Annotated in this window: 20 protein-coding genes; 10 read left to right on the top strand and 10 right to left on the bottom strand. The window is 64.5% G+C overall.

Features of this window, described 5'->3' with window-relative positions; translation table 11 throughout:
- Nucleotides 1–19: 19 nt before the first annotated feature.
- On the bottom strand, nucleotides 20–949 hold the full coding sequence (locus AC1DZU_RS03860; RefSeq protein WP_477281874.1) for a haloalkane dehalogenase: 930 nt from the start codon (nucleotides 947–949) through the stop codon (nucleotides 20–22).
- Nucleotides 946–1542, bottom strand: coding sequence for a TetR/AcrR family transcriptional regulator (locus AC1DZU_RS03855; RefSeq protein WP_477281872.1), 597 nt, complete (start codon nucleotides 1540–1542; stop codon nucleotides 946–948). Before AC1DZU_RS03855 ends, AC1DZU_RS03860 begins: the two co-directional genes overlap by 4 nt.
- Nucleotides 1543–1662: 120 nt before the next feature.
- Between AC1DZU_RS03855 and AC1DZU_RS03850 the strand changes: the two genes are divergently transcribed.
- The gene (locus AC1DZU_RS03850) at nucleotides 1663–2736 is read left to right on the top strand and encodes an NAD(P)/FAD-dependent oxidoreductase (RefSeq protein ID WP_477281870.1); all 1074 of its coding nucleotides are present in this window, start codon (nucleotides 1663–1665) and stop codon (nucleotides 2734–2736) included.
- Here AC1DZU_RS03850 and AC1DZU_RS03845 read toward each other — a convergent pair.
- The 3 genes from AC1DZU_RS03845 to AC1DZU_RS03835 all read right to left on the bottom strand — a co-directional run bounded on the left by AC1DZU_RS03845 (nucleotide 2730) and on the right by AC1DZU_RS03835 (nucleotide 5374).
- A complete protein-coding gene (locus tag AC1DZU_RS03845; protein ID WP_477281868.1) occupies nucleotides 2730–4103 on the bottom strand; it encodes an amidase in 1374 nt (457 codons plus the stop codon). The two genes, AC1DZU_RS03850 and AC1DZU_RS03845, sit on opposite strands and share 7 nt — an antisense overlap.
- A gap of 206 nt (nucleotides 4104–4309) precedes the next feature.
- A complete protein-coding gene (locus AC1DZU_RS03840; RefSeq protein WP_477281867.1) occupies nucleotides 4310–5110 on the bottom strand; it encodes a class II glutamine amidotransferase in 801 nt (266 codons plus the stop codon).
- Between the two features lie 15 nt (nucleotides 5111–5125).
- A complete protein-coding gene (locus AC1DZU_RS03835) occupies nucleotides 5126–5374 on the bottom strand; it encodes a DUF6356 family protein (protein WP_477281865.1) in 249 nt (82 codons plus the stop codon).
- 115 nt (nucleotides 5375–5489) lie between these two features.
- On the opposite strand from AC1DZU_RS03835, the gene AC1DZU_RS03830 reads away from it, so the two are divergent.
- From AC1DZU_RS03830 to AC1DZU_RS03805, 6 genes are all read left to right on the top strand, one after another.
- Nucleotides 5490–5960 carry an Lrp/AsnC family transcriptional regulator gene (locus AC1DZU_RS03830; RefSeq protein ID WP_477282224.1) on the top strand — a complete coding sequence of 157 codons (471 nt, stop codon included), beginning with the start codon at nucleotides 5490–5492 and terminating at the stop codon, nucleotides 5958–5960.
- Nucleotides 5961–6089: 129 nt separating this feature from the next.
- Nucleotides 6090–6575 carry a dUTP diphosphatase gene (dut, locus tag AC1DZU_RS03825; protein WP_477225252.1) on the top strand — a complete coding sequence of 162 codons (486 nt, stop codon included), beginning with the start codon at nucleotides 6090–6092 and terminating at the stop codon, nucleotides 6573–6575.
- Nucleotides 6575–7240 carry an HAD family hydrolase gene (locus AC1DZU_RS03820; protein ID WP_477281862.1) on the top strand — a complete coding sequence of 222 codons (666 nt, stop codon included), beginning with the start codon at nucleotides 6575–6577 and terminating at the stop codon, nucleotides 7238–7240. The genes dut and AC1DZU_RS03820 overlap by 1 nt, the downstream gene beginning before the upstream one ends.
- A gap of 172 nt (nucleotides 7241–7412) precedes the next feature.
- Entirely contained in the window at nucleotides 7413–8267 is an 855-nt protein-coding gene (locus AC1DZU_RS03815; protein ID WP_477281860.1) for a hypothetical protein, read from the top strand.
- 80 nt (nucleotides 8268–8347) lie between these two features.
- Nucleotides 8348–9151, top strand: coding sequence for an isocitrate lyase/PEP mutase family protein (locus tag AC1DZU_RS03810; RefSeq protein ID WP_477281858.1), 804 nt, complete (start codon nucleotides 8348–8350; stop codon nucleotides 9149–9151).
- Nucleotides 9152–9163: 12 nt separating this feature from the next.
- Nucleotides 9164–10162 (top strand): proline racemase family protein, encoded by a 999-nt coding sequence (locus AC1DZU_RS03805; protein WP_477281856.1) that lies wholly within the window; start codon nucleotides 9164–9166, stop codon nucleotides 10160–10162.
- 7 nt (nucleotides 10163–10169) lie between these two features.
- Here AC1DZU_RS03805 and AC1DZU_RS03800 read toward each other — a convergent pair whose 3' ends face one another.
- A complete protein-coding gene (locus AC1DZU_RS03800; RefSeq protein WP_477281854.1) occupies nucleotides 10170–10880 on the bottom strand; it encodes a sulfate transporter family protein in 711 nt (236 codons plus the stop codon).
- A gap of 135 nt (nucleotides 10881–11015) precedes the next feature.
- Nucleotides 11016–11900 carry an EamA family transporter gene (locus tag AC1DZU_RS03795; protein ID WP_477281852.1) on the bottom strand — a complete coding sequence of 295 codons (885 nt, stop codon included), beginning with the start codon at nucleotides 11898–11900 and terminating at the stop codon, nucleotides 11016–11018.
- A gap of 324 nt (nucleotides 11901–12224) precedes the next feature.
- Here AC1DZU_RS03795 and AC1DZU_RS03790 point away from each other — a divergent pair, with 324 nt between their 5' ends.
- Both AC1DZU_RS03790 and AC1DZU_RS03785 read left to right on the top strand, forming a co-directional pair.
- A complete protein-coding gene (locus AC1DZU_RS03790; protein WP_477281850.1) occupies nucleotides 12225–13217 on the top strand; it encodes an adenosine kinase in 993 nt (330 codons plus the stop codon).
- 340 nt (nucleotides 13218–13557) lie between these two features.
- Nucleotides 13558–14271 (top strand): antitoxin Xre/MbcA/ParS-like domain-containing protein, encoded by a 714-nt coding sequence (locus AC1DZU_RS03785; protein ID WP_477281848.1) that lies wholly within the window; start codon nucleotides 13558–13560, stop codon nucleotides 14269–14271.
- Between the two features lie 11 nt (nucleotides 14272–14282).
- On the opposite strand, the gene AC1DZU_RS03780 is transcribed toward AC1DZU_RS03785, so the two are convergent.
- Nucleotides 14283–15374: a GGDEF domain-containing protein gene (locus tag AC1DZU_RS03780; RefSeq protein ID WP_477281846.1), complete on the bottom strand. Its 1092-nt coding sequence runs from the start codon at nucleotides 15372–15374 to the stop codon at nucleotides 14283–14285.
- A 248-nt stretch (nucleotides 15375–15622) separates the two neighbouring features.
- Complete coding sequence (locus tag AC1DZU_RS03775; RefSeq protein ID WP_477281844.1) at nucleotides 15623–17902, bottom strand: NADP-dependent malic enzyme; 2280 nt, start codon at nucleotides 17900–17902, stop codon at nucleotides 15623–15625.
- A gap of 213 nt (nucleotides 17903–18115) precedes the next feature.
- On the opposite strand from AC1DZU_RS03775, the gene mutS reads away from it, so the two are divergent.
- Complete coding sequence (gene mutS, locus AC1DZU_RS03770; protein WP_477281842.1) at nucleotides 18116–20845, top strand: DNA mismatch repair protein MutS; 2730 nt, start codon at nucleotides 18116–18118, stop codon at nucleotides 20843–20845.
- Here mutS and AC1DZU_RS03765 read toward each other — a convergent pair whose 3' ends face one another.
- A complete protein-coding gene (locus tag AC1DZU_RS03765; protein WP_477281840.1) occupies nucleotides 20846–21691 on the bottom strand; it encodes an aldo/keto reductase in 846 nt (281 codons plus the stop codon). It lies immediately after the preceding gene.
- Nucleotides 21692–21746 lie beyond the last annotated feature (55 nt).

Below are 21746 nucleotides of genomic sequence, written 5' to 3'. Positions count from 1 at the left end.
GCCGGTTGCCGTGGCTCGCTCAGGCCAACTCGTTCATCTGGCCCGCCTGAACGATCTCCGTAAGCCAGCCAGCAATGGCCTCGCCTATCGCGTCGGCATGATCCTCCTGCAGATAGTGCGCGCCGGGTCCGAGATTGATGAACCGGCAGTTCTTCAACCCGGCGGCGAATTCGCGTGCGGCTTGCGGCGAAACAAGCGCACCTGGATCGCCCGCGAACAGCAGTTTCGGATAGGTGGAAAGCCGCAGCGCCCGATGGTCATGCTCGCTGATGGCGGCAACGTCGGCAGGCTGGCCCTCGATCGGCAATTCCCTGGGCAGGCGCAGCACCGGCTTGCGCGATCGCGGTGTCGGGAACGGCGCCCGGTAAGCCGTCATCTCTTCGTCGCTCATTGTGCGCAACACCGAGGCCGGCAGCACTTTTTCGACGAAGACATTGTCTTCCAGAACCAGCTTTTCGCCGATATCAGGCGTGCGCAGCGCCTTGAAAAGCTCGCGGGCCTGCGGACGCTGGTGAAAATCCTCCCAGCGCTCGAAGGGCCGGATGAATTCCATGAAGGCGAGGCCGAGAATGTTGCGCGGCCGCCGCGCCGCGAGATGGAAGGCAAGTGCCGTGCCCCAGTCCTGCGCGACAACCACCATTTCCCTGATGTCGAGCGCATCGAGGAAGGCGTCGAGATAGCGCACGTGATCGAAGAAGCGATAGTCGATATCGGGCTTGCCGGACTGGCCGTAACCGATCAGGTCCGGTGCGATGCAGCGACCTAGGGGCGCGACATGCGGGATGATGTTGCGCCAGATGTGGGATGAGGTCGGATTGCCATGAAGGAACAGCACGGTCGGGCCGGCCGCGCCGGCCTCGACATAGGACATGGTCGAATCGAGCACGGCGATTTCCTCGCGCCGCAATGCGGTGGAGCCGGCTTGCGGCTTGTCGGCGTTCAAACTCATTGGGTCGGCTCCTTTGCAAAGACTGTGCTGAAGATGATTTGCTTGAAGCGCTCGAGCGGCGCCGGGCGGCGCTCGACCTTCATGCGCAGCATGGCGCCTTGCCAGGACGACAGCAGGAAGTCGGCGAGGTCGTCGGCATCAAAAGCTCGGGTGATGTCACCGGCCGCCTGCCCCTCGGCAATGCAGGCCGCGAATGGCTGGCGCCAACGCTCAAAGATGGCGACGAGCCGTAGGCGCAGCGGTTCGCTGTGCACCGCGGTTTCGAGGCTGAGATTGCCGATCATGCAACCGCGCGCCCAGTCATGCGCTTCGAGCTTCGAGGTGATGACATCGAGGTAGCGGCGCAGCCTGCCGACGGGCGGCGTCCCGTCCTGCGCAAGGGCTGCTTCGACCAGGCCGCTGACATAGGCGAAATAGCGGTCGAGCACCTCGCCGGCGAATTCCTCCTTGGACGCGAAATGGTTGGTGAACGAACCCGGCCGCGCATCGGCCGCGGCAACGATGTCGCGTACGCCGGCAGCGGCATAGCCTGAATTCCAGATGGTCCGGAAACCAGCGTCCAGGAGTTTTTCGCGGAGTGATTGTCTAGCCATGGCGGAATAATACGTACGTACGTATTGATGTCAAGCGGCATATTCCGCAGCGCTTGATGTTGGCAAGCGGCCACCGAGATGGCACTTGGACCCTCGGGATCACCAAACAGAGGAGCAAGCATGACCGTGGCGAAACAGGTGATTGTCATCGGCGCCGGCATCATCGGTGCCTCCATCGCCTGGCATCTGACCAAGGCAGGGGCACAGGTGACGGTCATTGCCGACAGCGCCGCCGGCGGCGTCGCAACACCGAATTCGTTTGCCTGGATAAATGCAAGCTGGGGCACCCCGGAGCCGTATTTCCGGCTGCGGACCCGCGCGATGGCCGAATGGACGCGGCTGGCGCGGGACCTACCTGAAATTCCGCTCAGTTGGTGCGGCGGCCTGTGCTGGGACCTGTCGGCGGCTGCAATGGAAACCTACGCCGCCCAGCACTCCGCCTGGGGCTACGGCATCAAGCGCGTCGACCGCGCTGGCGTGGCGCGCATCGAGCCCAATCTCGCCGAACTCCCGGACGTCGCCTTGCATGTCGCAGAAGAGGGTGTCGCCGAGCCGGTGGCCTCCACCAAGGCGCTGCTGGCGGACGCGGAACGGCGCGGCGCGCGGATCATCTTCAGCACGGTGACGGCGCTGGTCCAGACCGGCGGCCAGATCACCGGCATTGATACATCGCATGGCCTGATGGCCGCCGACGAGGTGGTGATCGCGGCCGGCGTCGGCTCACCGGCTATCGCCGCGACAGCCGGGATCAACCTGCCGATCGAGACGCCGCCCGGGTTGATCGTCCATTCGCGGCCTTATACAAAACTGCTCAACGGGCTGGTGCTGGCCGAGCGGCTGCACATGCGCCAGACGGCGGAGGGCCGCATCATCGCCGGCTCGGATTTTGGCGGCGCCGACCCGGGCATGGATGCCGAAGTCACCGCCCGCGACCTGTTTGCGGCCCTGAAAGCCATGCTGCGCGGCGGTGACAGACTGGAGCTGGATTTCCACACCGTCGGCTACCGGCCGACGCCGATCGACGGTTTTCCGATCATCGGCCGCGCCGAGGGCATGGACGGCCTCTATGTCGCCGTCATGCATTCAGGCATCACGCTGGCGCCGGCCGTCGGCCTGTTCGCCACCCGCGAAATCCTCGACGGCGAGCGCGACCCGTTGCTGGCGCCCTACAGGTTGTCGCGCTTCGCTCAATAGCCGGGCGGACGGCGAAAGCCGCCGGTCAATGGCTCGATTGCCTTGGCGACGCCGAGCAGCCGCGACTCCGACCAGCGCTTGCCGACCAGTTGCAAGCCGATCGGCAAGCCGTCGCTGTCCTGTCCGCACGGCAGCGAAAGTGCCGGATGGCCGCTGTAGTTGAACAGGGCGCCATAGGCCGGCAGCATCCAGTAGCTCTGCTGCTTGCCGTCGACCTGGATCGGCGAGCCCGGCGTGCAATGCGGGAAGGCCGTGGTCATCGCGACCGGGCAAAGCAGCGCATCCCAGTTTTCGAAGAACTGGTCCCAGGCGAGAATGGATTTTTCGCGGCGGGCGACTGCCTCGAACCAGCGCGAGACCGGTGTCGGTTCTTCCGGCAGCTCCGGCTGCGCAGCCTCCATCATCATGCCGATCAGTGCGCCGCCTTGCGCGAGATCGTCGTGCAGATCGAGCTTGGGCAGTTTCGCTTCCTCGACGATCGCCCCTGCCGATTGCAGCTGCCTTGCGAGACTTTCGACCGCGGCGCGGATCTCGCCGGCCACCGGAAACCCTGGAAAGGACGGTGCGAAGGCAATGCGCAATGTCTTGGGGTCGAGCTTCGGCATGCCCTCGACCGGCACCGCCGTAAGATCGGTGTCGCTTCCATCGGGGCCGGCAATGATTTGGTAGATCAAGGCCAGATCGTTCGCGCTGCGCGCCAGCGGGCCAAGACATGACATCAGCCGCACGCTGCGCGCGCCACCTCCCGGATCGGGGAAGGCGCCGGCCAGCGAGACGCGGTGCTCGGTCGGTTTGAGCCCATAGACACCGCAGAAAGCGGCCGGCAGCCGGATCGAATCCTGCATGTCGGAGCCGACCTCGAACGGTGTCATCCCTGAACAAAGCGCTGCCGCCGCGCCGCCGCTGGAGCCGCCCGCGGTGCGCTGTAGGTTCCACGGATTGCCGGTGCGGCCGAACAACGGATTGTCCGACTGCCAGTCTCCCAGCATGGTCGCGACATTGGTCTTGGCCATTAGCACGCCGCCGGCTGCCTTCAGCCTGGCAACGACCGGGCTGTCCTGCTTGGCGACATAATCGGCGAAGGCAGGAAAGCCGACTGTGGTCTTCATGCCTGCCGTTTTGTGCATGTCCTTCAGTGTGAACGGGACGCCATGCAACGGCCCAAGCGCCTCGCCGCGCGCCAGTGCTGCGTCGGCTTTTCTTGCGCGCTGGCGGGCGCACTCCTGGTCGAGCGAGATGACGGCGTTGACCGTCCCATTGTGGCTTTCGATCTGCACCAGATGGGCGTCGAGCGCCTCCACTGCGGAGACTTTTCGAGTGGCGATCGCGGCGGCCAGTGCGACGGTTGAGGAAAAGACGATGTCCAAGATCACTGCTCCGGCTTGGCTGCGCGTGTCCGGTCTAGATGGCGGACAGCGGCACGACTTCAAGCTGAGTTGAGCATTTGAGTTCGGACTGCACTTGATCGGAATTGCACCGCGGGGGGGAGATGTCCGGCAGGTCAGAGGGGGGCGCGAAGGAACGCGAGGTTGCCGCAAAATTGGAAAGCCGGCAAAATTGGAAAGCCGAAAGCCTACACGGCCAGTGCCAGCTTCGCGTTGGCCGGAGCAAACGGACGGATGGCGATACCATCCCTGGTCATGGTGACGAAGCTCGATGGCGGGATCGCCTGCCAGTCGCCGCCCTCGCGATCGAACGGCTCGGAAACAATGCAGCGGCCGCCGCCTTTGCGGAAAACGGAGGTGTAGAGCGTCGGGGCGTGGGCGTCGGTGGCGTAGCGAACCGCGTGCAGCGCCTGGCCGTCGGAGAAGGCGGCGGTGAGTTTCAGCGCCGGCTCGAGGCCGGCCCGGCGCGAGGCTTCAAGCACGCGGCTGGTGGCGCGCGAGACGGCGCCTTGCGGATCGGTGGCCAATCCTTCGTCGATCATCAGCAGGAAAAACAATTCGGAATCGGTGGTGCCTTCGCGCTGGTCGAAGACGGCGTCGGACAGCGAGTTTTCCAGCGCCCGGCGGATCTTCTCGAAGCCGCCGATCTGGCCGTTGTGCATGAACGACCAGCGCTCCGAAATGAACGGATGGCAGTTCATGCGGCTGGTGGCGCCGCCGGTCGAGGCCCGCACATGCGCCAGGAACAGGCCCGACCTGATCTGCCGGCACAGGCTCTTCAGATTGGGGTCGGACCAAGCCGGCAGGATGTCGCGGTAGTGACCCGGCTCCGGCCGGTCGCCATACCAGGCAAGGCCGAAGCCGTCGCCATTGGTCGGCGATTTCGCTTCCTGGGCGCAATGGCTCTGGGCAATCAACGAGTGACAGGGCGCCGTGAGGATGTCTTCGAGAAAGACCGCTTCACCGAGATAGGCCGCCCACCGGCACATCGCTTATGTCGTCCTCTAGGCACGATCCATGAGAGCCGCTGGCTCCTTGGTCCCGTGCGAGCCCCTGTTGTGTGTCCGCTCGTAAAGCTCGCGGACGATTCGGCTGGCGGTAGTCTCGAACAGAAATGGCAAGAAAGCGTGAACGAGCGCGGCACCCGCCGCCATCAGCAACCGCGACGAGAACCAGGCGGCAAAGGCCATATGGCCGAAATAGGTTTCGCCGACCTTGGACGGATGAGAGGTGAATATCTTTGCGAGCGACATGCTGTTCCCCTTTCAGCGCTTGGTGTTCCTGATGTGAGTATCTTGACACGCTTCGCTGGTTCATCGGTCTCAAAATGTCCTTGTATTTGGCCACTCCATGGGACAAATATCCCACATGGCGCTGGAAATCGACGAAATCGACCGAAAATTGCTCACCGAACTGCAACGCGACGGCACGCTGTCGGTCGACCAGCTGTCGGAACGGGTGGCCTTGTCGCGCAATGCCTGCTGGCGTCGGGTGAAGCGGCTTGAGGAGGATGGCGTCATCATCGGCCGCGTGGCGCTGGTCGATGCCGAAAAGCTCGGGCTTGGCCTCTCGGTGTTCATCCTGATCCGCACGTCCAACCACGACCCGGACTGGCTGCAGAAGTTCCGGGCGGCGGTGACCGGCTTTCCCGAGATCATCGGCGTCTATCGCATGTCGGGCGACCTCGACTATGTGCTGCGCGCCCGGGTCGCCGACGTGAAGGCCTATGACCGGCTCTACCAGCGGCTGATCGCCAAGGTGGCGCTGTCGGACGTTTCGGCCTCCTTCGTGATGGAGGAGATCAAGGAGACCACCGTGGTTCCAATGGAACTGCGCTAGGTCTGCTCGGATTCAGGTGATCCCGGACTGACCTGGATGCCGAGGCCATAGTGATGCCCGAAAGAAAGCCGTTGATAGCGCTAGACCTGAGTTGACTGAATCGCCGTTCGCGCCGATAGGATCGATTTTATGCGCGCAGCCCTTCAAAATCCCTCCGTCATCGGTCCGACCGTCGGCTTCGTCAGGTTGCCGCATGGTGAAGGACTTCCCCTCCCCGCCTATGAAAGCCCCGGCGCGGCCGGCATGGATCTGCGCGCCGCGGTGCCCGACGACCGGCCGCTGCTGATCCTGCCTGGAAAACGCGCACTGGTGCCGACCGGGCTGATCCTGGAAATTCCCGAAGGCATGGAAGGCCAGGTCCGGCCACGCTCCGGCCTTGCTTTCAAACATGGTCTTACCGTCCTCAACACGCCCGGCACCATCGACAGCGACTATCGCGGCGAGGTGAAGGTGCTGCTGATCAATCTCGGCGACGAGGATTTCGCGGTGACGCGCGGCATGCGCATCGCCCAGATCGTTTTCGCGGCGGTGACGCAGGCGGCCGTGGAAGAGCGCAGCCTGGCTGGCGGCACGGCGCGTGGTTCGGGCGGGTTCGGATCGACCGGCACCGCCTGATGCCTGAACTCCTGCCGAAACTCGTTATCTTCGACTGCGACGGGATCCTGGTCGATACCGAGAACCTCGCCAATCGACACCTCGCCGAATGGCTGAATGCTGCAGGCTATCCGACGAGCTTCGAATATTGCCGCAAGAATTTCTCCGGCCGCAGCATGGCGTCGGTGCAAAAACAGATCGAAGAGGAAACCAGCGTCAGACTCGGCGCCGATTTCGTCGACCGCTGGAATGCCGGCCTGCCGGACCTGTTCGCCCACGGGGTCGAGGCGATCCCTTACGTCCGCGAGTTTGTCGAAGCCGTGCGCTCAGCCGGCATCGCCTATTGCGTCGCCACCTCGGCCAGGGTGTCGAAGATGCACATCACGCTCGGCCAGACCGGGCTGTTGTCGCTGTTCGAACACGCGATGTTCAGCTCGACCATGGTCGCGCGCGGCAAGCCATTCCCCGACCTGTTCCTGCATGCGGCCAGGACGATGGGCTTCGCGCCCGCCGACTGCGTCGTCATCGAGGACAGCGTCGCCGGCACGCAAGCCGGCATTGCCGCCGGCATGCGGGTGTTTTCCTATCATGGCGACCCCTATTCCGACCGCGACGGCCTGATCCAGGCCGGCGGCATCCTGTTCAACGACATGCGCGAGCTTGCCGGGCTGGTGCCGATCCACTGACCTGACCTTCAGCGCACGGCTGTACGCCTCGATTGGCCGTGCTAGAGCCTGTTCCATCCCGATAGAGTCGGGATGGGCTCTATCTGTTTGTTTGAGCATGATCTTTGCCGAAAACCTGGTTCCACTTTTCGGGATCATACTCTAGCGTGGCGCCGCCAATTCGGAGCCACGTATGAAATTCCCTCTGCTTCGCTTCATCCTCGCCTTGACGCTGCTGCCATTTCTCTGGACAGCCGCCGGCGCGCAAGCCGTCAGCTTCCCGGAACTCGGCAGCGCGCTGCCCGGCCACAAGGATATCACCTATCTCGACCTGGCGAGGATGGTCATCCCGGATCTGGCAGTGGACAAGGACGGCTTCTACAAGGGTGGGCTGCCGATCGACATGCGCCACATCGAGGGACCGGACAGCGGCGGTTCGCCGCCCGAGACATCCGGCTTTTCCAATGCCGCGGTGCTGGCCATCAAGGCTGGCGGGAACGACCGGGTGACGATGCTGTTCGACCTCGGCGATTCTCCGGACAGTGCCGAAGGCTATGCGGTGCTGGCGCTGTACGATACTTCGGCCAAGCCAAAGCTGCTCGACGCTGTCAATGTCGCGGTCGACCGTGGCACCTATTTCCGCGAACCCGGCAAGCTTTCCGTCAGCGCCAACGATGACATCCTCATCACCATGAGCGCGCATTTCAATTCGAACCAGAACTATGTGGCCACGCCGCTGATCATGGTCCGCGGCGACAAATTCGAACTGATCGACATGATCTATGCGTTCGATGAAAACCTGTGCAGCTACAGTCGCAAGCAGGACGTGGCCTTCCAGACCATCGCCGACGGCCAGCCTTATACCGCCATCAAGGTGACGGTGACCGATGCGACAGTGCCGAACGGTGAAAGCTGCGATGACGCGCCGCCCGCGGCTGCGTCGCAGGACATTTCCGTCACCTATCACTGGGACACCAAGGCCTCGCACTACGCCAAGGATTCCGACGCGCTGGAAAAATTGGCAGGAGAGAACGCCAAACGCTTCTGAACCAATGGCATTCGTTTGCCCGGCCAGGGAGGGCAGGATAAAATCCTCTCCGCCGCGCCGCACATGATGGGGGAATTACCATGGACAAGGGCAAGATCTTTCGTGACCTGCATGCCTCGACCTTCGTCATGCCCAATCCCTGGGATGTCGGCACGACGAAGCTGCTGGATTCTTTCGGCTTCAAGGCGCTGGCGACGACCAGCGCCGGCTTTGCCTTTTCGCGTGGGCTGCCGGACGGCGCCGTGACCTTCGAGGCGATGATCCATCATTGCCGCGACGTGACCGCGGCAACCAGCCTGCCGGTCTCGGCCGACCTCGAGAGAGGCAAGGGCGACAGTGCAGAGCGTGCCGCCGAAACTATCTTCGCGGCGGAAGCGGCAGGCCTTGCCGGCTGCTCGATCGAGGACCACACCGGCGATCCGGACAAGCCTATCTATGATTTCTCGCACGCCGTCGAGCGCGTCGCTGCGGCCGTGGAGGCGGCGCGGGCGTTGAAGCGCGATTTCGTCTTCACCGCTCGGGCCGAGAACTTTCTGTGGGGCAAGTCCGATCTCGACGACACCATCAAGCGACTGCAGGCCTTCGAGAAGGCCGGCGCCGACGTGCTCTATGCGCCAGGCATCGCCGATATCGAGACGGTCCGCACGATCTGCTCGGCGGTCAGCAAGCCTGTCAACGTCATGGCGAGGCCGGGCTTCACCGTCGCCGATCTCGCCACTGCCGGCGTCAAACGCATTTCGCTTGGGCCATGGCTGACCAATTTCGCTTATGGCATGCTGGAGACGGCGGCACGCGAGATCCAGCAGGACGGCACGTTCGGCTTCACCCGCGCCGCCATGCCGTTCGGCAAATTGCAGGCCTTGTTCGGCAAATCCCCAGATTAAGAGGCCTGTCGCATGACGCTGACTGTCGTCGACATGCATACGGGCGGCGAGCCGCTCAGGATCGTCACCGGCGGCTATCCGGATATCCCGAAGGGCACCATCCTGGAAAAGCGCGCCTATGTGCGCGACCATCTCGATCATTTGCGCAAGATTTTGATGTTCGAGCCGCGCGGCCATTATGACATGTATGGCGCCTTGCTGGTCGAGCCGGACCTGCCCGGCGCCGATCTCGCCGTGCTGTTCATGCACAATGAAGGCTATTCGACCATGTGCGGCCACGCCATCGTCGCGCTCGGCCGCTACGCCGTCGACGAAGGGCTGGTGACGAAACGCGAGCCGATGACGACCGTCAACATCGAGGCGCCATGCGGATTGATTGTCGCTGCGGTGGAGGTCACGGATGGCAAAGCCGGTGCGGTGTCGTTCGAAAGCGTTCCGGCATTCCTGTTCGCCGGCCGGCAGACGATCGAGTTGCCGGGCTATGGCTCGATCGGCTTCGACATCGCCTATGGCGGCGCCTTCTACGCACTGGCCGACTGTCACCAGTTCGGTCTGGAATTCGGCCGCGACCGGGTGCGCGATTTCGTCGATGCGGCGACGGCGCTGACCAACAGGCTCAAGGCCGAATTGCCGCTGTCGCATCCCGACCATGCCGACCTTGCTTTCCTTTACGGCACAATCCTGACCGATGGCCGCGACGCGTTTTCCGGCGACGCGACCAAAAACATCTGCGTCTTTGCCGAGGCCGAGGTCGACCGCTCGCCGACCGGCTCCGGCGTCACCGCCCGGCTGGCGGCCATGCATGCCAAGGGCGAGATCGACATCGGGCAGACGCGCACCTTCGAAAGCATCGCCGGCTCGCGCTTTTCCGGGGCCGTGGCGCGGACGGCGAAGGCTGGCCCGCACGAAGCAATCATCGCCCGCGTCGGTGGCCGCGCCTACTATTCCGGGCGAGCGGAATTCATCGTCGAAGCCGACGATGAGTTGGGGCGCGGATTCCTGTTGCGCTGAACAGAACTCACCCCCGCGAGACGCGAGACGCTTCCCGTCCGCTGATCGCCTTGTGCAGATGCACCATCATGGCGGCGGCAAAAAGCGGCGTCACCAGGTTGAGTAGCGGCACGGCGAGGAAGGCTGATATGACCAGCCCGGCGAGGAACACCGTGCCGGCATAGTGCCTGCGCAAGGCCCTGGCCTCTTCTTCCGGGCGAAAGCGCATGGCGGCGAATTCGAAGAACTCACGCCCGAGCAGATAGCCGTTGACGATGAAGAAGGCGGCAATGTTGACGCCCGGCACCAGGAGTAGCAGCAGGGCGACGATGTTGCCGAGGATGACGACGCCCAAGAACCTGGCTGACAAGACCAGCGAGCGCAGCGCCGGCATGGCGCGTCCGGCCGGGTCGCCGGGATAGTCGGTGCGTTCGACGACTTCCGCGATGTCGTCGAGGAAAAGGCCGGCGACAATCGCCGTGACCGGGGCGATGAGCAACGCCATGCCGAAGGCAAGAGCGATGGCGGCGATGATGCCGCCCAGCCAGCCGGCCCAGGACGGCATGCCGGGCAACAGCGTTTGGAGCCACGGCAGGGCCAGCCATTCGACAAGGCTGGTGAGGCCGAACCATAAGGCCACCAACGCCAGCAAGGTCAGCCCGAGTGTCTTGATGAACACCGAACGGAATTCAGGCGAGAACAGCTGGCCGGCGGCGGCTCGGGCGGCGTCAGAGATCACGGTGCTTCCAACCTCACGTCGAACGGATCGTCCGGAGATAGGCGGCGCGCCCGCCCGCCACAAGCGCAGGGGTCTCCCTTTGTTTTGAGGCAAGTTCCGGGCGGAAAACCGCTTCACACTTTTCCTGGAGCTGCTTTATCGCGCGAGCGCCGGCTTTCGAACCGGGATGGTCATGGCTGCGACGCCTGCGACGACAAAACCCATTCCCAGCCATGCCGTCGGGCCGAGGCTTTCGCCGAGGAAGACGGCGCCGATGCCGACGCCGATCGGCACGCGCAGATAGGCTTGCGAGGTGGTGCCGACCGAGCCCAGCGTGTGGATGAGGCGGAAATAGATGACGAAGGCCAGCGCGGTCGAAAACACCGACAGGCCGAGCAAGGCCAGGATCGACGCCGTCGATGGCGCGAGCGTCCATGGCTGGTCGACCATCAGGCTGAGCGGCAGCAGGATGATGGCGCCGCACAGCATCGAACCGGCGGCGGGCAGCATCGGGTCGAGGCCCTTGAAGCCACGGCCGAAGATCGCCGCACCGGCGTAGCAGATCGTCGCCGCGACGATTGCCAACTGGGCCGAGAGCTCATGACCGAGACCACCCAGCGCCTCGGTGCCGATGATGAGGCAGATGCCGGCAATGCCGGCGCCGACGCCAATCAGTTTGCGCAACGTGACCGGCTCGTGGCGGGTGATGAGCGCGGTCAGCAGGAAGGTGAAGATCGGCGAGGTTGCGTTGAGGATGGTGGCGAGGCCAGCATCAACGGAGCGCTCGGCGGCTGCGATCAGGGTGAACGGCACGACGCTGTTGAGGCATGCCTGGAAGGCGAAGCGGCGCCAGCTTGCCGCATCGCCCGGCATGGCAAGCCCGCGCCAGCGGATGATGGCGAACAGGATACCACCCGCGATCAGTGTGCGGGCGGCAATGAAGGTGACCGGCGGGATCGTCTCGACGCCGATCTTGATGAAGGTGTAGGAGGCGCCCCAAAGCACCGCCAGCACGGCGAGCAGCGCCAGGTCGGCGGTCATATCGTTGCTTGTCGGCTTGGACGTTGTCGGCATTTTCTTTGGAGGCATGGGGCTGGCTCGGCTTCGAAAAAAGATCGGCTGAGCCAGCCTTGTAAGCGGCCGCGCGATGAAATGCTTCGGCCACGGTCGAATTGTCATAGCGCCTCGTCGCGGAGACGCACCCCGGTTTGCAAGAAACCGCGGCTCCTCGCCTTCCTCGACACGGGAATGGTCATCGCCGTCACGCCGGCAACGACAGAAAATCGGTTGCCAATTTTCGGAGTCTTGCTGTAGACCCGCCCGGGCATGGCAAGAAGCCGGCTCGGGTTTTTGGCGGAGACATTGATGCCGGATTATGACGTGCTTTGCATCGGCAATGCCATTGTCGACATCATCGCCCAGTGCGACGAGGACTTCCTCGAGACCAACGGCATCATCAAGGGCGCGATGAACCTCATCGACACCCAGCGCGCCGAACTGCTCTACAGCCGCATGGGCCCGGCCATCGAAGCGTCTGGCGGCAGCGCCGGCAACACGGCGGCCGGCGTCGCCAGCTTCGGCGGCCGCGCCGCCTTCTTCGGCAAGGTTTCGAACGATGCGCTGGGCCAAATCTACGCGCACGACATCCATGCGCAGGGCGTCGCCTTCGACACCAAGCCGCTCAAGGGCGAGCCGCCGACGGCACGCTCGATGATCTTCGTCACCCCCGACGGCGAGCGCTCGATGAACACCTATCTCGGCGCCGCCATCGAACTCGGGCCGGAGGATGTCGAGGCTGACAAGGCTTCCGGCGCCAAGGTCACCTATTTCGAGGGCTATCTGTGGGACCCGCCGCGGGCCAAGGAAGCGATCCGGCAGACGGCGAAGCTGGCGCACGCGGCAGGCCGCGAAGTGTCGATGACACTCTCGGATTCGTTCTGCGTCGACCGCTACCGCGACGAGTTCCTCGACCTGATGCGGTCGGGCACCGTCGACATCGTCTTTGCCAACAGCCACGAGATCAAGTCGCTCTACCAGACATCGTCATTCGACGAGGCGCTGGCACAGATTCGCAAGGATTGCCGGATCGCCGCCGTGACCCGCTCGGAAAAAGGCTCGGTCATCGTGCGCGGCGACGAGACCGTGGTCATCCAGGCGACCGCGATCAAGGAACTGGTCGACACGACCGGCGCCGGCGACCTCTATGCGGCCGGTTTCCTGCATGGCTACACACAAGGCCGCGACCTCAAGGCCTGCGGCGACCTTGGCTCGCTGGCGGCCGGATTGGTGATCCAGCAGATCGGCCCGCGCCCGCGCCAGAACCTGCGCCGCGAGGCTGAACAGGCTGGGTTGCTGTAGGGCTGAAAGTCGCGCTTGTACCGCAAGTAGCCGGGTCGAGCTCGGCCCTTCGCAGGCTCAGGGCGTTCGAAGCTCGAAAAGCCAAGCAATTGGCTTTTCGTCCGCTGCGCGGACCGCTTCTCACCGTCGCGCGGTTGTCATACATCCCTCCTACATGCAATCGAGGCGACTTGGGACTGACATTTCGGGACGCCTGCAGTCAGTTGGGGTGTCACAAAATGCAAGACAGCATGCTGTCGGGCCGCTGCATCTGCTGCCGCCGCGATCTCCGCTCTCCGCTCTAGCCGTTCAACAACCGGCCGCAGCTGTGGGAGGAGCGCCCGGCCCAAGAGACAGATGTATGAACAGATTTCAAATCCAGGCAACCGGCATCAAGCAGGACGACTTCGCGGAGATGGTCGCGGAGGACGTCGAACGTGCGCTTGCCCACTATGACGAGGCCATCAACAGACCCACCATGGTCTCGGTCGGCAAGATCGCCGGCAGCATAGCTTCCGCTGTCACCTTGCTGTCGCCGAAGCATCAGCGTGCCATCGACGCCATCCATGCCGACCTTCCCGGCCTTGCATCGAAATTCGTACGCGCGCTGGCGGCGGAAGCCGCGCGCCGCAGCGAGGCGGGCACAGGCGGCGCGACTGGGCTGCCGCCGGCATCCCCCGTGGATATCGATGGACCTGCTTCCCCACCGCCGCGCGCCGACGACCTCGAATCGATGCTGATCGAGGACTGGGCCGGGCGCGTCGCCGGTTCGACCTATCTGGAAGAGAACATGCGCATCGCCCGCTCGACCCTGCATCGCTGGCAACGGCGGGGTGAGGTCATCGCCCTGCGCAAGGGCGGCCGCAAGCATGTCTTCCCGCTGGCGCAGTTCGTCGACGGCAGGCCGGTCGCGGGCATCCATGACGTGCTGTCCCTGATCAGCAATCCCAGGCTGGCCTGGTTGTGGCTGACACGCCCCTCGGCGCAGCTCGACGGCCGCATTCCGATCGACCTGCTGCGGCAGGATCAAATCGAGGAGGTCGTCGAGGCCGCGCGCGTTTTCGCTCCGGGTTGATGCCTTTCAGCCTAGGCAGTCTTGCGGATTGAGGGACGAGGCCCGGACGATGGCTGTTGCGGCACCATCTCGTTGGCGGTGACCAACCGGTTGCGGCCACTCTTTTTTCCGATGTACATCAGCCGGTCGGCGAGCGCGACCAGCGCTTCGGAATCGGCGGCTTCCGCCGGATACATGGCCACGCCAACGGTGCAGCCGACCTGAATGGCGCCATTCGGCGTGGGAACCTTGATCTGCAGCCTTTCCAGGATGCGTTCGGCAACGCGCACGGCCTTGTGCTGTGCCAGGTCGGCGGCGCCCGAGAACAGGAAGGCGAACTCGTCACCGCCAAGGCGGGCGACGAAATCGGCACTGCGAAGGATCGAGCGAAGCTGGCTCGAGACGCGCTGCAGCAGCGCATCGCCTGCCTCATGGCCGAGCGTGTCGTTGACTTCCTTGAAGCGGTCGAGGTCGATGAACAGAAGACCGGCCGCCTCACCGGTGGCGCCGCAACGGGCGACCACCGATTTGAGTTCGTTGTGGAAGGCACGCCGGTTGGGCAGGTCCGTCAACAGATCGTGGTTGGCTGAATGGTCGCTCTGCTGCTTGGCCAGTTCGATCTCGCGCTTTTGCGCGGATAGCTCCTCGTTGGCGGTCTTCAGATCCAGCAACAGTTGGGAGTTGAGGTCCTCGACAACCTTGCGGTCGCTGATGTCGACGACGAAGCCTTCCAGGAATTCGAGTTCGCCGGCGTCGTCCCAGACACCGCCGCCGATCTCGCGGACCCAAAGCGGTTCGCCGGCCCTCGGCACGATGCGATAGTCGACGTTCCAGTTGCAGCGCGCTTCGAGCGCGGCGTCGACGGCGGCATAGACCGAGGCGAGGTCGTCCGGGTGGATGGCCGAGACGTAGTCGCGCACGGCGTTGTGCACGAAATCCGTGGGCGGATAGCCGCTGACGGTGAGAACGCCGTCGCTGATGTAGAGCATGGTGTAGGACGCATCGTTGCGGCAGCGGTAGAGATAGCCGTCCATCCGGCCGGTGATGCTGAGCAGCGCGTCCAGGCGCTCGTCGTGATAGGCCCCCTGGCCGACCACGGTTGCGGGAATCGTATCGTGCTTCACGGCTGCAAATCCATGATTGTCACCACCCCGGTCTGTCCAAAATGCCCCTCTGGCACATCGATGACAGCTCCCTGGTATAACAACCGGATATTATCAATATCTTATGGATCGCAGCGATTTTCCCATAAATTCGGCTTGAATCGCGGGGTTCCTGCGATTGCACACATTCAGGTGGAGTGGTGCGGCCCTCGACCAGGGCCTCGGCCTAGCATCACTCGAAACGCGTTCGCGGGGCTTTCGTCCGCCGCTCAAGCCCCCGCAGTATATGCCGCGATCGCCGCCATGTTGACGATGTCCGAATCCTTGGCGTTCAGCGAGACGATCTGCACCGGCTTGTTCAGCCCGACCAGCAGCGGGCCGATCACCGTCGAGCCGCCGAGTTCCTGCAGCATCTTGGTCGAGATCGAGGCCGAGTGGAACGCCGGCATGATCAGGACATTGGCCGGGCCGGTCAGCCGGATGAACGGATACTGCGCCATGGCCCGCGCATTGAGCGCGACGTCGGCGGCCATTTCGCCGTCATACTCGAAATCGACGCGGCGCTTGTCGAGGATGCGCACGGCTTCCTGGACGCGCTCGGAGCGCTCGCCCTGCGGATGGCCGAAGGTCGAATAGGCGAGCATGGCAAGCCTCGGCTCGTAGCCCATGCGGCGGGCGAAGCCTGCCGCCTCCTCGGCGATGTCGGCGATCTGCTCGGCGTTCGGCATGTCGTGCACGGCGGTGTCGGCGACCAGCACGGTCCTGCCCCGCGCCAGCACGATCGACACGCCGATGACGCGGTGGCCGGGCTTGGCGTCGATGACGCGGCGGATGTCGTCGAGTGCCGTCGAATAGTTGCGGGTTACACCCGTGACGATGCCATCGGCGTCGCCCAGCGCCACCATGCAGGCGGCGAAGTGGTTGCGGTCGTTGTTGATCAGCCGCTGGCAGTCGCGAAACAGGAAGCCTTTGCGCTGCATGCGCTCGTAGAGATAGTCGGTGTAGATGCCGTTGCGGCGCGACAGCCGGGCATTGATGATCTCGATGCCTTGCTTGTTGAGGTCGATGCCGGCGTGCTTGGCGTTCTCCTTGATGACGTCGTCGCGGCCGAGCAGGATGGCGGTGCCGAGCCGCTGGTTCACGTAGGAGACGGCGGCGCGCATCACCTGCTCCTCCTCGCCCTCGGCAAAGACGATGCGCTTGGGCTGGCGGCGGACACGATCGTAGATACGCTGCAAGGTCGAGGCGATCGGATCGCGGCGGGCGGACAGCTCCTGCGCGTAGCGGTCGAGATCGAGGATCGGCTTGCGGGCAACGCCGGAGTCCATCGCTGCCTTGGCCACCGCAAGCGGGATGGCCGAGATCAGGCGCGGGTCGAACGGCACCGGAATGATGTAGTTGGGGCCGAATTTCGGCCGGTTGCCCTGATAGGCGGCGGCGACGTCATCGGGCACGTCCTTGCGCGCCAGTTCGGCAAGCGCACGGGCAGCGGCGATCTTCATGTCGTCATTGATGGTGGTGGCCCGCACATCCAGCGCGCCACGGAAGATGTAGGGGAAGCCGAGCACGTTGTTGACCTGGTTCGGATAGTCCGACCGGCCCGTGGCCATGATGGCGTCGGTGCGGATTTCGGCGACTTCCTCCGGCGTGATTTCCGGGTCGGGATTGGCCATGGCGAAGATGATCGGGTTCTTGGCCATCGACTGCACCATGGCGGGGGTCAGCGCGCCCTTGGCGGAGAGGCCGAGGAAAACGTCGGCGCCGTCGAGCGCCTCGGCGAGGCTGCGCGCCTCGGTCTTGACCGCATGCGCCGACTTCCACTGGTTCATGCCTTCGGTGCGCCCCTGGAAGACGACGCCCTTGGTGTCGCACAGGATGATGTTGTCGGGGGAAAACCCCATCGCCTTCATCAGCTCGATGCAGGCGATGCCGGCGGCACCCGCCCCATTGCAGACCATCTTCGTCGTCTTCATATCGCGGCCGGTGATCTCCAGCGCGTTGATCAGGCCGGCGGCCGAGATGATGGCAGTGCCGTGCTGGTCGTCATGGAACACCGGAATGTCCATCAGTTCGCGCAGGCGCTGCTCGATGATGAAGCACTCCGGCGCCTTGATGTCTTCAAGGTTGATGCCGCCGAAGGAGGGGCCGAGGAAGCGCACGCAATTGATGAACTCGTCGGCGTCCTCGGTGTCGACCTCGAGGTCGATGGAATCGACATCGGCGAAGCGCTTGAACAGCACCGCCTTGCCTTCCATGACCGGCTTGGAGGCCAACGCGCCGAGATTGCCGAGGCCAAGGATGGCGGTGCCGTTGGAGATGACGGCGACCATGTTGCCGCGAGTCGTGTAGTCGAAGGCGCGGCTGGGATCCTCGGCGATGGCCAGAACGGGAACCGCGACGCCCGGCGAATAGGCGAGGCTCAGATCGCGCTGCGTCGCCATTGGCTTGGTGGCGACAACCTCCAGCTTGCCGGGGCGGCCCATGGCGTGGAATTCGAGCGCTTCCTGCGCACTGACGGACGGACCGTTGTTCTCGGTTTTCTTGGCCATGATGCTTTTGATTTCCTCGCCGGTGCAGCACCTCGTTAGGGCGGGTGCTTTGTGAGGTTCCGAATTAAGACCACGCACTGCCGCGTGTAAACCGCCAGAGTTCGGGAATCGCGCTGGTGCTGGCGATTGCGGGCATCTGGCCGGATCGGTCGTCCCCTGTTTTTCGAGGCGCCGGCATTAAACCGCGCGACCACATCTGCTAGCGTGCCGCCCATGAACATGCATAGCCCGAACGAGCCGGACGCCCCCGAGGCGATCACGCCCTTGCCGACAGCCGCTGCCGCCGTCACGCCGATGATGGAGCAGTTCATCGAGATCAAGGCGGCGAACCCGGATTCGCTGCTGTTCTACCGCATGGGCGATTTCTACGAGCTGTTCTTCGACGACGCCGAGAAGGCGAGCCGGGCGCTGGGCATCGTCCTGACCAAGCGCGGCAAGCACCAGGGCCACGACATCCCAATGTGCGGCGTGCCGGTGCATGCCGCCGACGATTATCTGCAGAAGCTGATCGGCCAGGGTTTTCGCGTCGCCGTCTGCGAGCAGATCGAGGATGCGGCAGAGGCGAAGAAGCGCGGCGGCAAATCGGTGGTGCGCCGCGACGTGGTGCGGCTGGTGACGCCGGGCACCATCACCGAGGACAAATTGCTGGCGCCGTCGGAATCGAGTTTCCTGATGGCGCTGGGAAGGGTGAAAGGTGGGGCGGACCACTCCTTTGCTTTGGCCTGGATCGACATTTCGACCGGGGCGTTCCGCGTCGCCGAGACCACCGCCGACCGGCTGCTCGCCGACATCTTCCGTGTCGATCCGCGCGAGCTGATCGTTGCCGAGCCGGTGTTCTACGATGCGGAACTGAAACCGGTGTTCGACGTGCTCGGCCGCGTTGCCAATCCGCAGCCGCCCTCGCTGTTCGATTCGGCCTCGGCCACGGGTCGCATCGCCCGCTTCTTCGACGTGGCGACGCCGGACAGCTTTGGCGCGTTTTCGCGCGCCGAATTGTCGGCGATCTCGGGCGCCATCGCCTATGTCGAGAAGACGCAGAAGGCCGAGCGCCCGCCGCTGTCGCGACCGGAGCGCGAGGAGCAGGGCTCGACCCTTTTCATCGATCCGGCGACGCGCGGCAATCTGGAACTGCTGCGCACGCTGTCAGGCAGCCGCGAGGGTTCGCTGTTCAAGGCGATCGACCGCACGGTGACCGGCGGCGGCGCAAGGCTGCTGGCCGACCGGCTGATGGCGCCGTTGACCGATCCGGCTGCGATCGGCGCCAGGCTGGACTCGGTGTCGTTCTTCCGTTCGGAGACGCGGCTTTGCCAGGCAGTGCGGGCAAGCCTGAAGAGCGTCGCCGACATGCCGCGCGCTTTGTCCCGGCTGGCGCTCAACCGCGGCGGCCCGCGCGACCTCGGCGCGTTGCGCGCCGGTTTCGAGGCGGCAGGGGCGATCGCCGGGATCTTCGGCGAGATTACCCTGCCCCAGCAACTCACGGCGGCGCTGGGCGCCATCCAGGCGCTGCCCAGGGCGCTTACGCAGCACCTGACGCAGGCGCTTGGCGATGAACTGCCGCTGCTCAAGCGTGACGGCGGCTTCGTTCGCGGCGGCTACCATGCCGAGCTCGACGAGATGCGGGCGCTGCGCGACGAATCGCGAAAAGTCATCGCCGGTCTGGAGCGCTCGCTGATCGACGAGACCGGCATCCGCTCGCTGAAGATCCGGCACAACAATGTGCTTGGCTACTATATCGAAGTGACCGCCAACCATCATGCGGTGATGACCGGCAGCGACGGCGCCAAGGCGCGCTTCATCCATCGCCAGACCATGGCCAATGCCATGCGCTTCACGACGACCGAACTCGCCGAACTGGAGACCAAGATCGCCAATGCCGCCGACCGGGCACTCGGCATCGAGCTTGCCGCCTTCGACGCGCTGACGGCGGAAGCGGTCGGCGAAGCGGAAAAGATCCGCGCCGGCGCCGATGCGCTGGCCGTGCTCGACGTGTCGGCGGCGCTCGCTCTGCTGTCCGAAAGCGAAGCCTGGTGCCGGCCGGTGGTGGATTCGAGCCTCGCCTTCGAAATTTCGGGCGGCCGGCATCCGGTGGTCGAGCAGGCGCTGCGCCGCTCCGGCGAAGGCCCGTTCGTTGCCAATGATTGCGACCTGTCGCCGGAGGGCAGTGCCAAGAATGGCGCGATCTGGCTTTTGACCGGCCCCAACATGGGCGGTAAGTCGACGTTCCTGCGGCAGAACGCGCTGATCGCCATCCTGGCGCAAACCGGCTCGTTCGTGCCGGCGGCGTCAGCCCATATCGGCGTCGTCGACCGGCTGTTCTCGCGTGTCGGCGCCTCGGATGATCTGGCGCGCGGCCGCTCGACCTTCATGGTCGAGATGGTCGAGACGGCGGCGATCCTCAACCAAGCCGGCGAGCGGGCGCTGGTGATCCTTGACGAGATCGGCCGCGGCACCGCTACGTTCGACGGCCTGTCGATCGCCTGGGCGGCGGTGGAATACCTGCACGAGAAGAACCGCTGCCGAGCGATCTTCGCCACCCATTTCCACGAAATGACCTCGCTGGCCGGCAAGCTGGCGCGGCTGCACAACGTCACCATGCGGGTCAAGGAATGGGAAAACGACGTCGTCTTCCTGCACGAGGTCGGCAAGGGTGCTGCCGACCGTTCCTATGGCGTGCAGGTGGCGCGGCTGGCCGGATTGCCGGAAGCGGTAGTCGACCGGGCCAAGGAAGTGCTGCACCAACTCGAAGAGGGCGAGGTTTCGGGCAAGACCAACCGTCTGGTCGACGACCTGCCGCTGTTTTCGGTGGCGGTGAAGCGCGAGGCGCCTAAGCCGGTGAAGAGCGACGTGCTGGGCGCCGCACTCGGCGACATCAACCCCGACGAGATGACGCCACGCGAGGCGCTTGAGGCGCTGTATCGGCTGAAGGTGCTGGCGGGAAAGTAGTCAAATCATCTCCAGACCGCGCTTGCGGGTCGGAGGCGGAAAGGCGCGGTCGAGTTCGGCGATGTCCTGCGTCGTCAGTTCGATGTCGAGCGCTGCAAAATTCTGGCGGACATGCTGCTGGCTGCTGGCCTTGGGAATGGCGATGACGCCCTCCTGGTGCATCACCCAGGCCAGGGCTATCTGCGCCGGGGTCGCATTGTGGCGGGCGGCGACGACGTCGAGCCTGGTATTGCGCGCCAGCGCGCCCTGCTCGACCGGCGAATAGGCCATCAAGGGGATGCCGCGCTGGCGGCTCCAGGGTGCCAGGTCAAATTCGAGGCCACGCCGGACCAGGTTATAGAGCACCTGGTTGGTCTGGACGTTGCCGCCGTCGGGCAAGCCGACCAGTTCTTCCATCTCGTCGGTGTCGAAGTTGCTGACGCCCCAGTGGCGGATCTTGCCCGCCGCTTTCAGCGCCTCGAAGGCCGCGACGGTTTCGGCCAGCGGCACGCTGCCCGGCCAATGCAGCAGATAGAGATCGATCCGGTCGGTGCGCAGGCGCTTCAGGCTGTTTTCGCAGGCGCGCTGCACGCCGGCGCGCGAAGCGTTTGACGGCAGCACTTTCGAAACCAGGAAGGTTTCGTCGCGGCGCCCGGCGATGGCCTCGGCGACTACCTCCTCGGCACCGCCGCTGGCATACATTTCGGCGGTATCGATGAGCGTGATGCCAAGGTCGAGGCCAAGCTTGAGGGCGTTGACCTCATCGGCGCGGCGACGGATATCCTCGCCCATTTTCCACGTGCCCTGACCAAGCACCTGAACGGCTTCGCCGGAAGGCAGCGTGGTGGTTCTGATCGTCGATGGCATGGCGGCGGGCTCCAGTTGAGGTCCTGATCGCTTGACAGGCTCGGCGGGAATCCAG

The organism is Mesorhizobium sp. P2_A12, assembly GCF_056405075.1.
Note: the sequence above shows the minus strand (reverse complement) of the source record. Positions and strands in the feature narration are given on the sequence as shown.

Bases quoted from the DNA above. Each gene is read 5' to 3' on its own strand.
- AC1DZU_RS03860 (WP_477281874.1), bottom strand. From the start codon at position 949: ATGAGTTTGAACGCCGACAAGCCGCAAGCCGGCTCCACCGCATTGCGG.
- AC1DZU_RS03855 (WP_477281872.1), bottom strand. From the start codon at position 1,542: ATGGCTAGACAATCACTCCGCGAAAAACTCCTGGACGCTGGTTTCCGG.
- AC1DZU_RS03850 (WP_477281870.1), top strand. From the start codon at position 1,663: ATGACCGTGGCGAAACAGGTGATTGTCATCGGCGCCGGCATCATCGGT.
- AC1DZU_RS03840 (WP_477281867.1), bottom strand. From the start codon at position 5,110: ATGTGCCGGTGGGCGGCCTATCTCGGTGAAGCGGTCTTTCTCGAAGAC.
- AC1DZU_RS03835 (WP_477281865.1), bottom strand. From the start codon at position 5,374: ATGTCGCTCGCAAAGATATTCACCTCTCATCCGTCCAAGGTCGGCGAA.
- AC1DZU_RS03830 (WP_477282224.1), top strand. From the start codon at position 5,490: ATGGCGCTGGAAATCGACGAAATCGACCGAAAATTGCTCACCGAACTG.
- dut (WP_477225252.1), top strand. From the start codon at position 6,090: ATGCGCGCAGCCCTTCAAAATCCCTCCGTCATCGGTCCGACCGTCGGC.
- AC1DZU_RS03820 (WP_477281862.1), top strand. From the start codon at position 6,575: ATGCCTGAACTCCTGCCGAAACTCGTTATCTTCGACTGCGACGGGATC.
- AC1DZU_RS03815 (WP_477281860.1), top strand. From the start codon at position 7,413: ATGAAATTCCCTCTGCTTCGCTTCATCCTCGCCTTGACGCTGCTGCCA.
- AC1DZU_RS03810 (WP_477281858.1), top strand. From the start codon at position 8,348: ATGGACAAGGGCAAGATCTTTCGTGACCTGCATGCCTCGACCTTCGTC.
- AC1DZU_RS03805 (WP_477281856.1), top strand. From the start codon at position 9,164: ATGACGCTGACTGTCGTCGACATGCATACGGGCGGCGAGCCGCTCAGG.
- AC1DZU_RS03795 (WP_477281852.1), bottom strand. From the start codon at position 11,900: ATGACCGCCGACCTGGCGCTGCTCGCCGTGCTGGCGGTGCTTTGGGGC.
- AC1DZU_RS03790 (WP_477281850.1), top strand. From the start codon at position 12,225: ATGCCGGATTATGACGTGCTTTGCATCGGCAATGCCATTGTCGACATC.
- AC1DZU_RS03785 (WP_477281848.1), top strand. From the start codon at position 13,558: ATGAACAGATTTCAAATCCAGGCAACCGGCATCAAGCAGGACGACTTC.
- AC1DZU_RS03775 (WP_477281844.1), bottom strand. From the start codon at position 17,902: ATGGCCAAGAAAACCGAGAACAACGGTCCGTCCGTCAGTGCGCAGGAA.
- mutS (WP_477281842.1), top strand. From the start codon at position 18,116: ATGAACATGCATAGCCCGAACGAGCCGGACGCCCCCGAGGCGATCACG.
- AC1DZU_RS03765 (WP_477281840.1), bottom strand. From the start codon at position 21,691: ATGCCATCGACGATCAGAACCACCACGCTGCCTTCCGGCGAAGCCGTT.